Below are 13,090 nucleotides of genomic sequence, written 5' to 3' on the forward strand. Positions count from 1 at the left end.
AGAATGAAGTTGTATGTCACTTAAGTGGCAATACATAAACTGGGAGGAATATAACAATGGCAAAACACGAATTACCAAATTTACCTTATGCGTATGATGCTTTAGAGCCTCACTTTGACAAAGAAACAATGAACATCCATCATACAAAACATCACAACACGTACATTACAAACTTAAACGCTGCTTTAGAAGGTCATGCAGAATTAGCTGACAAAAGCGTAGAAGAATTAGTTGCAAACTTAAACGAAGTACCAGAAGCAATCCGTACAGCAGTACGTAACAATGGTGGCGGACATGCTAACCATACATTCTTCTGGACAATCCTATCTCCAAACGGCGGAGGACAACCTGTAGGTGAACTTGCAACTGCAATTGAAGCAAAATTCGGTAGCTTCGATGCATTCAAAGAAGAATTCGCAAAAGCTGGCGCAACTCGCTTCGGTTCTGGTTGGGCTTGGTTAGTAGTAAACAATGGTGAGTTAGAAGTAACAAGCACTCCAAACCAAGATTCTCCTTTAACTGAAGGTAAAACGCCAGTTATCGGTTTAGATGTTTGGGAGCATGCTTACTACTTAAACTACCAAAACCGTCGTCCAGACTACATCGGTGCATTCTGGAACGTTGTAGATTGGAACGCTGCTGAAAAACGTTACCAAGAAGCAAAATAATTGTAACAAATATAGAAAAAGCTAGGGGAGAGCCCCTAGCTTTTTTCTATGCTTTCCTTTTACATAATTGGGCTTGTCTTTGGAAGACTAGAACATGAAGTAAAGGAGAGTTGTGTATGAAATGGAAACATATAATTGGTGACGTTGAAGTGAATCGGGATTTAGTGTTATTGCTCCTTATAGGAGGTTTATACACGCTCGCAATTTCTTTATCGAATACGTTTGTAAATATTTATTTATGGAAACAAACACAAAATTATGTGAATCTTGGCTTGTATAATTTAGCCAGCGTGGTATTACAGCCTCTCACATTTCTTGTAGGGGGGAAATTAGCGAAACGTATCGATCGCTCGATTTTATTACGAATAGGGGTAGGAACGCTCGCAATTTTTTTTATCGTTGTCTTAGTAGCAGGGAAAAGTGCTTCTCAGTATATTCTATTAATGGGGGCTCTTTTAGGAGTAGGATACGGTTTTTACTGGTTGGCTTTTAACTTATTGACATTTGAAATTACAGAACCAGAAACAAGAGATTTCTTTAATGGGTTTCTTGGACTTCTTACATCCTTCTCTGGGATGATTGGACCAATAGCAGCAGGATACACAATTTCACGTATGGAGAAATGGAGTGGCTATACTGTTATATTCTTTCTTTCATTAGTTCTATTTGCAATTGCTGTCGTCTTAAGCTTCTTTTTATCTAAAAGAGAATGTGAAGGGCGTTATGAAATCGTGCAAGTATTGAAAGAACGACGGATTGATAAAAATTGGGGAAAGATTACACGAGCTCATTTTTTCCAAGGATTGAGAGAAGGGACGTTTATTTTTGTCATTTCAGTATATGTTTATTTAGCAACTAATAGTGAGTTCGCATTAGGGAAATACAGTTTAGTGAACTCTGCTGTATCCTTTGTATGTTATTACTTAGTTGCTCGTATGTTAAAGAAGGAGTGGCGAAAAAAAGCAATTTTACTTGGGGGCATTATTTTATATGCTGTCGTCTTTTTAGTTATTTTCAATGTTACATACACGAAATTACTTATTTATGCGGCATGTATTGCGATTGCATATCCTATTTTACTTGTTCCGTACGGATCAATGACATATGACGTAATTGGTAGAGCGAAAAATGCGAGAGAATGGCGTGTGGAATATGTCGTTGTTCGGGAGTTATGGTTAAACGCCGGAAGAATCTGTTCCATTTTAAGTTTTTTATGTGCTGTACTATTCTTTCCACCTGAAAAAAGTTTACCTTACTTATTATGTATTTTAGGTGCTGGACATTTTCTTATTTATTTTGCAGTTAAAAATGTCAAATATGATGAGGGAAATGCGAGTAAAACAAGTGTTGTAACGCAAGAGAACGCGCAAAACCAAACTGAACCAGAAGGTTAACTTCTCGTTTGTTTTATGCTAGAATAGAAAAAGATGTAAGACAGCAGTGAGGACACCTGTATGAGGGTGTCCCTTTCACATTACATAGCTGTTGGTAGAGGGGGTTTGTATGAGCAAGAAGCAGAAGCAAAATAAGAAAAAGACCCACGTTCCTTTTCGATTAAACGTGTTGTTTTTCTGCGTGTTTTTAATGTTCTCCGCGGTTATTGTAAGGCTCGGATATGTACAAATTGTTCGCGGTGAAGAATATAAGAATGAAGTGGAGAAGAAAGAAAACTCAACGATAAGTAATCCTGTACCGCGTGGGAAAATATTTGACCGTTATGGGCGACCTGTAGTAGATAATGCAGCCATTCGTACTATTACATTTACAAAAATGAAGGGATCAACTGCAGAGGATCGCTTAGAAACAGCGAAAAAGCTAGCAGATTTGATTGAAGTACCGACAGATAAATTAACAGATCGCGATAAAAAAGATTATTGGCTTGCTATGCATAAAGAGGAAGCTAAAGAAAAAATTACGAATAAAGATCGTCAAGAGTTTAAAGATAAAAAAATTGATGATAAAGAATTAGACGAGCGTCAGCGAAGTCGTGTAACAGAAGAAGAGATTAATCAATTATCCGCAAAAGATCTAGAAATACTAGCGATTAAGAGTAAGATGGACGGCGGATATGCAATGACACCTCAAGTTATTAAAAAGGATGCTACAGAAAAGGAATATTCGATTATTAGTGAAAACCTAGCAGCATTACCAGGTGTAGATACGAATGTTGATTGGGAGCGAAAATATACGTACGATGATTTATTCCGAAGTGTACTTGGTGGGGTGTCGACATCTGATGAAGGCTTACCGAGAGAAAGACTAGATTACTATCTTGTTCGTGATTACAATCGAAATGACCGAGTAGGAAAAAGTTATCTTGAACAACAGTATGAAGATAGTCTGCACGGTACGAAAGCAGAAGTTAGAAATGTTACAGATAAAAACGGTAATATTTTAGAAACGATTAATGTATCAAAAGGACAAAGTGGTAATGACCTGAACTTAACAATTGATATGGAATTACAAAAGCGCGTGGAAGATATTCTTGCGAAGAATTTAATGAGGTTTAAAGGAAGCGAACCTCTTTTAGATCGCGCATTTGTTGTAATGATGAACCCAAAAAATGGTGAAGTTTTATCTATGGCGGGGAAACAATTAGTTAACGAAGATGGCCAAACGAAAGTAAATGACTTTGCATTAGGTACCATGACAAGTTCTTATCCGATGGGATCAACTGTAAAAGGTGCAACAGTACTTACTGGATATCAAACTGGTGCGATTCAACCAGGGGCAGTACAATTGGATGAACCAATTAAATTAAAAGGTACACCTACGAAGTCGTCTTGGAAAACGATGGGATATATTAATGACCTTACAGCTTTAAAAATGTCTTCTAACGTTTATATGTTTAAAACAGCGATGAATATCGCCGGTGTTCAGTATGTGAGAGGTGGTACGTTAGATATACCTCAAAAAGCATTTGATACGATGCGTTATTATTTCGGACAGTTTGGACTTGGTGTAAAAACAGGAATTGATTTACCGAATGAATCTGCTGGTCAGATGGGTAGAAGTAGTCAACCAGGTTTCTTACTAGATTTATCAATTGGACAGTATGATACGTATACACCGCTTCAATTAGCGCAATATATTTCGACGATTGCCAATGGCGGATATCGTATGCAACCACAAGTTGTAAAAGAAATTCGTCAACCGGCAGTGAAACCAGATGAAGTTGGGAAAGTTGTTCAATCTATGGAACCGAAAGTATTAAATCGTATTGATATGCCGGAATCGCAAATTAAACGCGTTCAAGAAGGATTTAGACAAGTGTATAATGATTCAGGTGGTACAGCTACAAAGTACTTTACAGGTGCAAAATATAAAGCTGCTGGGAAAACTGGTACAGCTCAAACTGTGTATGGTGGAGATAAAGAGATTGGTAGAAATGCAAAAGGTGAACGTGTGGAAACATATAACTTAACATTAGTAGGTTATGCGCCACTTGAAGATCCAGAAGTAGCATTCTCTGTTGTCGTTCCATGGGTACATGATGATAAGACTGGTATTAATGGATATATTGGTCGTGAAATTATGGACGCTTACTTTGATTTGAAAAACAAAGAAGTAAATGGTGAAGCTCCAAAAGATGATAAAGACAATAAAAACAAAGATCAAGATGATGAATAAAAAAGTTGTAAAAAAGCACACTATATGAAAAGATAGTGTGCTTTTTTTTATGGTTTATGCATATCGTGTAATAAATGTGGACAAGTATACAACATTGAAAAAACGCGGCCCTATAAATGATACTTGTATATGGTGGGATAGGGGATAAATATTTTATAGGGAAATCATCAGAGGAAATGAATAGCTACTACTGAATTAAAATTGTATCGTATGTTGATTTTTGTGGAACTTTACAAAACTTTTACAAACAATTAAAACCGAATTAATAGTTTAGCAGTATTCTTATATCTGTAATCCTGTTATTTCCGGTTACTTCTAGGAGGAAGAACACGTGAAATGGATGCGTACACCGATTAAGATTTTCGTATTATCAATATGGTTCCTCTGTTTTGAAATGTCTACTGCATTTGCTTTAAATGATACGGGAGAAGTGAGAGTTGATGGATCCTCAACGGTTTTTCCTATTATAGAAGCAGTAGCGGAGGAATATACAAAGGTGCATCCAGACGTGAAAATTTCCATCAGTATTTCTGGAACTGGGGGAGGATTTAATCGTTTCAGTAAAGGAGAAGTAGATATAAATAATGCTTCGAGAGTAATGAAACAAGTCGAGAAAAATGAAATGAAGAAAAACTCTATTCAGTTCACACCTTTTGAGGTTGCTAACGACGGTCTTACGATTGTTGTGAATCGCCATAATACATGGGTAGACGATATGTCAGTAGACGAGTTACGACTACTTTGGAGTGAAGATGGAAGAGAGAAGCGATGGTCACAAATTCATTCAACATGGCCACGTGAACAAGTGAAGTTTTATGCACCAGGCGTAGACTCTGGTACGTATGATTATTTTCAAAATGTCATCTTACAAAATCATCGCATTATAAAAAAAGTCTCTTTGTCTGAAGATGATCAAGTTATTATGCAAGGGGTAATGAATGATAAACATGCCATTGCTTTTGTAGGATATGCTTATTATATGGCTAATCGAGATAAGGTGAAAGCAATAAAAGTAAATGGTGTATTTCCGACGAAAGAGACCATTCAATCAGGTAAGTATAAGCCGTTATCTAGGCCGCTACTTGCTTATGTGAATAATGCATCTATCCGAAATAAAATGAATGTAGCAAACTATGTTGAGTTTATGATTCAGCATGTCGGTAACCTCGCTGAAGAGGTCGGGTATGTAAAATTACGAAAAGAAAAATACAATGAACAGCTGCGTATGTTAACAGAAATAAAAAGGTAATGTCAGGGTGGAAAGGGGTTTTCATCTTTGGCTCATAATGACAAAAGTCAAATTACATTTTCTGTACAACATTTGATTGAAAGAAATACAAAACAAAGAAAAAAAACGCAGCGAATCAATCGAATAGTGCCTTTATTACTAAAAATAATTGCTAGCGTTTCTATTGTGACGACACTTGGAATTGTTTTTACGCTCTCTAATGAAACAATCATGTTTTTTCAAAAAATATCATTATACTCCTTTTTGACGGAGAAAGAATGGTTACCATTTTTTGAAGACCCTAAATTCGGTATATTACCACTCATATGTGGAACGTTCCTTATAACTGCAATTGCTATGTTTGTAGCAATTCCTATCGGTTTAGCGTGTGCCGTATTTTTAAGCGAATATGCTTCAAATAGTGCACGGAAAATATTAAAGCCGATGTTAGAGCTATTAGCAGGTATCCCGACAATTGTATATGGTTTTTTTGCATTAACAATTGTTACGCCGCTTTTACAAAGGCTTATACCAGATTTACAGTTTTTTAATGCGATTAGTCCAGGAATCGTTATCGGATTTATGATGATGCCTACCGTTGCATCTCTATCTGAAGACGCGATGAGAGCTGTGGCGAAAGGGACGAAAGAAGCTTCATTAGCACTCGGAGCGACGCGGTTTGAAATGGTAAAACAAGTGGTGTTTCCGTCCGCTTTTACAGGGATTATGGCAGCAATTATATTAGCGGCTTCTCGTGCAATTGGTGAAACGATGATTGTTGTAATTGCAGCAGGATCCACACCAAATGTATCGCTTGATCCGACACATTCAATTCAAACGTTAACAGCCTATATTGTGCAAGTAAGTTTAGGTGATGCTCCGCATGGAACGATTACGTATTACAGCATGTATGCTGTAGGTGCAACGTTATTTTTGTTTACCTTTATTATGAACATCATTTCGCAGTCTATTATGCGCCGTTTTAGGAGGATGACATAATATGCGAATGTTGAATCATAAAAAAATACAAAAAAACATGGCATCACGCTTTTTAAAAGATCGAATTTACAAATTGTTATTTTATATAGCAATTTTATTTTCAATCGTAATTTTGTTTTTGTTACTGTTTCAAATTGTTGAAAAAGGTATAAGTTATCTTTCAATAGATTTCTTTACAAATTTCGCTTCACGTAATCCGAAAGAAGCTGGTATTGCTGCAGCTTTGTCAGGGACAATATTATTTATGAGTATTGTTATACCTGTTTCTTTTATATTTGGAGTTGGAACAGCACTTTATTTAGAGCAATATGCGAAGGAATCTCTATTTAAAAAAATAATAGAGATTAATAATCAAACGTTAGCAGGAGTACCATCCGTTGTATTTGGATTGCTTGGTTTAACTATTTTTGTATATGCTCTTCATTTAGGAGAGAGTATAGTTGCAGCAGCGCTGACGATGAGTTTACTCGTTTTACCAACAGTTGTTGTGGCGAGTCAAGAAGCAATTCGATCAGTACCAAGTGTATTATTAGAGGGTTCTTACGGATTAGGTGCTACGAAGTGGCAAACGATGTATCAAATTGTATTGCCATATGCTTTCCCAGGGATTATAACGGGCTGTACGTTAGCGATATCAAGAGCAATTGGAGAAGCTGCACCACTATTAGTTATTGGGGCACTTGCGTTTGCAAATTATGTTCCATTTAGTATGTTTGATAGATTTACAGTTCTACCAATTCAAATTTTTAATTGGATGAGTAGGCCACAAGAAGAATTTCAGTATGTAGCAGCAGCTGGGATGATTGTTTTGTTAGGTTTGTTGCTATTTATTAATATATTTGTTTTATGGTTACGAAATCGAAAATAAGTTGGAAGTGGATGAAAGGGGAATTCAAATGGTAGCAACAGTAGTAAATGTACAGGTGAAAAACGAAGAGAAAATCGAGACTGCGCCAAAGAAGGTAGTATTTGATACGAAAAACTTAAATTTATGGTATGGGGAAGACCATGCTTTAAAAGATATTAATTTAAGTATTCATGAGAATGAAGTTACAGCCATTATCGGTCCAAGTGGCTGTGGTAAATCAACTTACTTAAAAACATTAAATCGCATGGTAGAATTAGTACCGATTGTTCGAACTACAGGTGTAATTGAATATAGAGAACGCAATATATTTGATAAATCATATCCAGTTGAAGAATTAAGAACGCATGTAGGAATGGTGTTCCAAAAGCCAAATCCATTTCCAAAATCTATTTATGAGAATGTAGCATACGGTCCAAAAATCCATGGTATTCGTGACAAAAAGACATTAGATGAAATTGTTGAAAAAAGTTTACGTGGAGCAGCGATTTGGGATGAGTTAAAAGATCGTTTGCACGATAATGCATACGGTTTATCTGGTGGACAGCAACAGCGTCTATGCATCGCACGCTGCTTAGCTATTGAGCCAGACGTTATTTTAATGGATGAGCCAACATCGGCATTAGACCCAATTTCAACATTAAAAGTAGAAGAATTAATTCAAGAGCTAAAGAAAGATTTTAGTATTGTTATCGTAACGCATAATATGCAACAAGCAGCGCGTATTTCAGACAAAACAGCTTTCTTCTTAAGCGGGGAAGTTGTGGAGTATACAGATACAAACAAATTATTTACGACTCCTTCAGATAAGCGTACAGAAGATTATATTACAGGTCGCTTTGGTTGATATCGTTTCAAAGCTAAGAGCAAATGCCCTCTTAACAGAGGGCATTTCTTATTTTATCTTACTGTTAATAGAGAACTAATACTTCTCCTTATCTTAAGGTTTATTACAAGCGCAAGAGGCTATGTAGGAGATTTACCCCGCTATTTGCGGGCAGTAAGACCCCCACCTTAAAATTTAGCGAAAGCAAAGAAGTTAGGGAGGGGATCTTGCTGCCTATCAAATCCCGATTGATGAGGGTTGATTAAAGTTTCACTTTTATATAATGGCACATAATATTGAGGGGGAAGAAAAATGGTAAGAGAACAGTTTCAAGGTGATTTAAAAGCGTTACAGCAAAAGGTGATCGAGCTTGGAGAATTAGCAAATGCGGCTTTATTGATTGCTATGGAAGGTCTGCATACAAGGGATGTAGAGAAAGCGTTAGAGGTCATTGATGGTGATTACCGCATGGATAATTTAGAAGAGGAAATAAACGATCTTGCGCTTATGCTCATTACGAAGCAGCAACCTGTAGCAAGTGACTTAAGAAGGATTTTTATTTCAATTAAAACAGCGACAGATTTAGAGCGTATTGCAGATCATGCTGTTAATATTGCAAAGGCTACAATTCGTCTTGGGGAAAAAGAAGTGGCTGTTAGTTTGCACAACCTGGATGAAATGTTTGCGGTTGCAAATGAGATGTTGCATTTAGCGTTAGAAGCATATGAACAAGAAAATTTAACTTTTGCGAAACAAATTGCTGAAATGGATGATTCCGTTGATGAAATATATGGAAAAGCAATTCGTGAGTTTATATCTTCGGTTCCAGAACAACCAGAAGCAATTACGCAAATTACACAATTATCATTTGTCGCGAGATATATTGAGCGTGTAGCAGATCATATTACAAATATTGCTGAAAATGTCTTTTATTTAGTAAAAGGAAAGCATTATTTATTGAATGAGTAGGAATTAAAGTAGGTGATGGGAAATCACCTACTTTTTTTAGTCAAAACATGACAAAAAAAGCTCGTTGTTTCCTTTAGTTTATGATGATAAGATGTATCATAATGTAATGGGAAAATTAGTATATATGTTGGTCGTTAATAAGTATTATTTAACAATTAATAGTAAGCGCTTTCTTGTTGTTTGAAATGTACGTTTTTATAGGTGAGAAATTTAATTATATGGTCTTCTAAATGAGGATTTGTTTAACTAATCAAGTTTATGCTGCTAGTTCATGTGGGATAGGGAATATACATATGGTATATGAAGTTACTGAACATTATATAAGTGGAGGCTGAAGTATATGAAGGGGGTTATTTTAGCTGGAGGAAAAGGAAGACGCCTTAGACCATTAACATGTAATACTCCAAAGCCGATGTTACCATTATTAGAAAAACCAGTTTTAGAATATAATATTGAGTTATTACGCCAGCATGGTATTCGTGAAATTGCAATTACTGTTCAATATATGAGTACGACCATTAAGCAATATTTTGGTGACGGTAGTAAATGGGGAGTTAACTTGTATTATTTTGAAGACTCTCCTCCGCTTGGCACAGCAGGGAGTATTAAACAAGCAGAACAATTTTTAGATGAAACATTTGTTGTGATAAGCGGGGATGCATTAACTGACTTTCAATTATCAGAAGGAATTAGGTTTCATGAACAAAAGAAAAGAATGGTAACAATGTTTGTGAAAGAAGTAGAAAATCCGCTCTCATTTGGATTGGTTGTAATAAATAAAGACCAGGAGGTTACACGATATATAGAAAAGCCGGGCTGGAATGAGGTAGTATCTAATGTTGTGAATACAGGCATATATATTATGGAGCCAGAAATCTTTTCTTACATACCGCCTAGACAATTTTGTGATTTCAGTCATGATGTGTTTCCGTTATTGGCAAACAAAAATGTATTATTCGCATATTTGTCAGAAGGTTATTGGTTAGATATCGGCACATTTAATCAATATCGACAAGCACAATTTGATTTGTTAACGAAAAAGTTACAAGTACCTATTCCTTATACGGAAGTATTACCGATGGTATGGATGGGAGAAGGGGTGACGATTGGTAAAGGGACGAAAATTCATGGCCCCTCTTTTATTGGAGAAGGAGTAAAGATTGGTACAGGAGCTGTAATTGAGCCATATTCTATTATTGGGAAAAATAGTATCGTTTCAAGTTATTCTCATCTTCAAAAAAGTATTGTTTTTGCGAATGCCCACATTGGGAAGTATTGTGAACTATTAGAAACGACAATAGGAGAGCGTACAATAGTTGAAGATGATGTTACACTGTTTCAAAAAAGCGTTGTAGCGGATCACTGTCATATCGGGAGAAGTACGGTAATTAAGCAAAAAGGAAAAGTATGGCCTTATAAGGCGATTGATAGTCATTCGATAGTAGGAGCGGCTGGTATTCAAGAGAGTGAAATGAGTGCAGGGTGGTTACAAAAAAGCCGCATTGTAGGAAGAGGGAATGTTGAAATTACTCCCCAGTTTATCGTGAAGATTGCGATGGCGTATGGTTCTCTTTTTAAAAAAGGAGAAAGTATATTAATTGGAAGTCAAGAAAATATAGAAACAACCTCTTATAAAAATTTATTTTTACATGCTATTCATGGTATAGGGATTCATACGATGGAATGTAAAGAAATGAACGAGTCACTTTTTCAATATAGTGTTCATCATTTGCAATGTGCAGGTGGTGTTTTCATTCAAGTGGAGAATGAGAATGAGATTGTTATAAAGTTATACGGTCAAGCTGGCATGCCGTTAACGTATAAGCAGCAAAAAGAGATAGAACAAGTATATATGTCCGAATTGTTTTATTACGTGATGGAGAAAGAAATGGGGCGTAATAAGCTGGTTCATGTTTCTATGAATGAGTATATAGAAGTTATATTGGAGCATATTGATATCGAGAAAATACAGATGCAGAAGTTTCATCTTCTTATTAATAAGAGAAATGATACGTTGCAACATTTACTTATGCTCTTTCTGCAAAGACTTGGTTGTACAGTTACATGGATTTATGCAAGCGAACAAAAAGATCATGTGAAAGCTTTGATGAAATCAAGTAAAGCGAATATGGCTCTTATATTTTCTGAGCAAGGAAATCATTTCGAGTTATACGATAAACATAGTAATATTTACCAAGGTACAGATTTGGAAGAGGTAGATATTCCAGATTTCTTACTCGAATCGACAGGAAATATTTACCCAATGTCTTTGAAGTTAGGGGAATGTTATCTTCTATTTTATACGCAGGATGAAAGAAAGGCGTTTCAAGTAAGGTGGAAGCGAGATATTTTATATCGGATTGGAAAATTATTTGAGCTAATAGCATTGCAAGGAAAAACGTTTCTCAGCATAGTGGAGCAATCACCTCCGCTCTATTTACTTTATGATGAAGTGGTATGTTCATGGAATGAAAAAGGGGAAATTATGAGGAAATTATTGGATGATATAGAAAGGAAGGGAGAAGGTATATTTGAAGGAGTACAGTTCAAATATACTGAAAAAGAGTGGTCTTATATCGTTTCTGACACAAAACAACCAAAATTTTTGGTGTATTCACATGCTAGAAACCCAGTAATAGCAAGGGAAAACATGAAAAATCTTATAGAAAAAATTAGACAATATCAAAAGGTGTAGAATTTTTATTTTAAAAGTGGTATTATAGTATAGTCTGATTTAAGTTATTAGTACTGGAGGGAAATAAGAATGCGTGTGAATATTACTCTAGCATGTACAGAATGCGGAGATCGTAACTATATCTCAAAGAAAAATAAACGTAACAACGCTGAGCGTATCGAGCTTAAAAAGTATTGCAAGCGTGACAAGAAGTCTACGTTACACCGTGAAACAAAGTAAGCAGTAGGAATATTTTCCTACTGTTTCTTTTTTTTATTCGATTCCTATGTTAAAAGTGATACACTATCAGCATAGAGTAAAGTGTCACTGTAAGGGGGAGAGTGTGTGAAAGCAGAGAAAGTACGTTTGCGTAAACAAATAATAGAACACATGAATTCTTTATCAGAAGAACAGTATACAACTTTATCAGAACAGATTGCATTTTCGTTGTATGCGGAAAAAGAGTGGGTTGAAGCTAAAACAATTGGAATTACTCTTTCAATGGAAAATGAAGTGAATACATATCCTATTATCGAAAAAGCTTGGGAAGAAGGAAAGAAAGTTGTAGTTCCTAAGTGTAATAAAGGAACAAGAACGATGTCTTTCCGGCAAATTAATAATTTTGATCAATTAGAAACGGTGTATATGAATTTACGTGAACCGATTCCCGGGCTTACGGAAGAAGTGAATATGGATGAAATTGATCTTCAAATTGTCCCAGGCGTAGCTTATACAGAACGAGGAGAGCGAATTGGGTACGGCGGTGGCTATTATGATCGTTATCTCGTGCATTATAAAGGGAAAACGCTATCATTAGCGTATGATTTTCAAATGGTAAAACACATTCCGGTAGAGCCATTTGATAAAAATATAGAAAAAATTATTACAGAAAAAGGAACAATGCTTACAAATAAGCTTGTATAGACAAATAAAAATTGACGAGACTTTTTCTTCTTGATTATAATAAAATATGTGAACGTTTTCTTATTATAATTTTTTATAGTAAGTGAGCATAGAGGGTGATGAAATGGTATCTATTTATGATATTCAGCAATTGCTAAAGAAATTTGGTACGATTATTTATACGGGAGATCGAATTGCTGATTTACAATTAATGCAAGATGAATTGCGTGAATTAAATCAATCACAGCTAATCGATCCACAAGACTATCAAACAGCTTTATTTTTATTGAAGCAAGAAATTCAAAAAGAGCTAAATAAGAATTAGATA

At 35.7% G+C, this 13,090-nt stretch carries 12 protein-coding genes; all 12 read left to right on the forward strand.

Annotated features, from left to right (window positions below; genetic code table 11):
• The first annotated feature begins 56 nt into the window (after positions 1-56).
• The 12 genes from sodA (at position 57) to AU379_RS03050 (ending at position 13,087) form a co-directional block, all read left to right on the forward strand.
• The gene (sodA, locus tag AU379_RS02995) at positions 57-668 is read left to right on the forward strand and encodes a superoxide dismutase [Mn] (RefSeq protein WP_001052031.1); all 612 of its coding nucleotides are present in this window, start codon (positions 57-59) and stop codon (positions 666-668) included.
• Between the two features lie 116 nt (positions 669-784).
• A complete protein-coding gene (locus AU379_RS03000; RefSeq protein ID WP_000871385.1) occupies positions 785-2,062 on the forward strand; it encodes an MFS transporter in 1,278 nt (425 codons plus the stop codon).
• A 109-nt stretch (positions 2,063-2,171) separates the two neighbouring features.
• Positions 2,172-4,298: a penicillin-binding protein 2 gene (locus tag AU379_RS03005; RefSeq protein WP_061138949.1), complete on the forward strand. Its 2,127-nt coding sequence runs from the start codon at positions 2,172-2,174 to the stop codon at positions 4,296-4,298.
• A gap of 331 nt (positions 4,299-4,629) precedes the next feature.
• Positions 4,630-5,547 carry a PstS family phosphate ABC transporter substrate-binding protein gene (locus AU379_RS03010; protein WP_061138950.1) on the forward strand — a complete coding sequence of 306 codons (918 nt, stop codon included), beginning with the start codon at positions 4,630-4,632 and terminating at the stop codon, positions 5,545-5,547.
• A gap of 27 nt (positions 5,548-5,574) precedes the next feature.
• Positions 5,575-6,525: a phosphate ABC transporter permease subunit PstC gene (gene pstC / locus AU379_RS03015; RefSeq protein WP_000940912.1), complete on the forward strand. Its 951-nt coding sequence runs from the start codon at positions 5,575-5,577 to the stop codon at positions 6,523-6,525.
• Between the two features lies 1 nt (position 6,526).
• Positions 6,527-7,393, forward strand: a complete 867-nt coding sequence (gene pstA, locus AU379_RS03020) for a phosphate ABC transporter permease PstA (RefSeq protein ID WP_001242557.1) — start codon at positions 6,527-6,529, stop codon at positions 7,391-7,393.
• 28 nt (positions 7,394-7,421) lie between these two features.
• A complete protein-coding gene (gene pstB / locus AU379_RS03025; protein ID WP_000226681.1) occupies positions 7,422-8,237 on the forward strand; it encodes a phosphate ABC transporter ATP-binding protein in 816 nt (271 codons plus the stop codon).
• 291 nt (positions 8,238-8,528) lie between these two features.
• Complete coding sequence (phoU, locus tag AU379_RS03030) at positions 8,529-9,185, forward strand: phosphate signaling complex protein PhoU (protein ID WP_000251240.1); 657 nt, start codon at positions 8,529-8,531, stop codon at positions 9,183-9,185.
• A 340-nt stretch (positions 9,186-9,525) separates the two neighbouring features.
• Entirely contained in the window at positions 9,526-11,880 is a 2,355-nt protein-coding gene (locus AU379_RS03035; RefSeq protein WP_000679333.1) for a sugar phosphate nucleotidyltransferase, read from the forward strand.
• Positions 11,881-11,949: 69 nt separating this feature from the next.
• Positions 11,950-12,099: a 50S ribosomal protein L33 gene (gene rpmG, locus AU379_RS03040; RefSeq protein WP_001265616.1), complete on the forward strand. Its 150-nt coding sequence runs from the start codon at positions 11,950-11,952 to the stop codon at positions 12,097-12,099.
• Positions 12,100-12,204: 105 nt separating this feature from the next.
• Positions 12,205-12,783, forward strand: coding sequence for a 5-formyltetrahydrofolate cyclo-ligase (locus tag AU379_RS03045; RefSeq protein ID WP_000642746.1), 579 nt, complete (start codon positions 12,205-12,207; stop codon positions 12,781-12,783).
• 103 nt (positions 12,784-12,886) lie between these two features.
• On the forward strand, positions 12,887-13,087 hold the full coding sequence (locus tag AU379_RS03050; protein ID WP_000253699.1) for a YqgQ family protein: 201 nt from the start codon (positions 12,887-12,889) through the stop codon (positions 13,085-13,087).
• Positions 13,088-13,090: the final 3 nt, after the last annotated feature.

The organism is Bacillus sp. JH7, from assembly GCF_001563515.1.
Classification (GTDB): Bacteria; Bacillota; Bacilli; order Bacillales; family Bacillaceae_G; genus Bacillus_A; species Bacillus_A cereus.

What these genes read in the sequence shown, in the direction of transcription:
- sodA (WP_001052031.1), top strand. Translation starts at nt 57, where the DNA reads ATGGCAAAACACGAATTACCAAATTTACCTTATGCGTATGATGCTTTA.
- AU379_RS03000 (WP_000871385.1), top strand. Translation starts at nt 785, where the DNA reads ATGAAATGGAAACATATAATTGGTGACGTTGAAGTGAATCGGGATTTA.
- AU379_RS03005 (WP_061138949.1), top strand. Translation starts at nt 2,172, where the DNA reads ATGAGCAAGAAGCAGAAGCAAAATAAGAAAAAGACCCACGTTCCTTTT.
- pstA (WP_001242557.1), top strand. Translation starts at nt 6,527, where the DNA reads ATGCGAATGTTGAATCATAAAAAAATACAAAAAAACATGGCATCACGC.
- pstB (WP_000226681.1), top strand. Translation starts at nt 7,422, where the DNA reads ATGGTAGCAACAGTAGTAAATGTACAGGTGAAAAACGAAGAGAAAATC.
- phoU (WP_000251240.1), top strand. Translation starts at nt 8,529, where the DNA reads ATGGTAAGAGAACAGTTTCAAGGTGATTTAAAAGCGTTACAGCAAAAG.
- AU379_RS03035 (WP_000679333.1), top strand. Translation starts at nt 9,526, where the DNA reads ATGAAGGGGGTTATTTTAGCTGGAGGAAAAGGAAGACGCCTTAGACCA.
- rpmG (WP_001265616.1), top strand. Translation starts at nt 11,950, where the DNA reads ATGCGTGTGAATATTACTCTAGCATGTACAGAATGCGGAGATCGTAAC.
- AU379_RS03050 (WP_000253699.1), top strand. Translation starts at nt 12,887, where the DNA reads ATGGTATCTATTTATGATATTCAGCAATTGCTAAAGAAATTTGGTACG.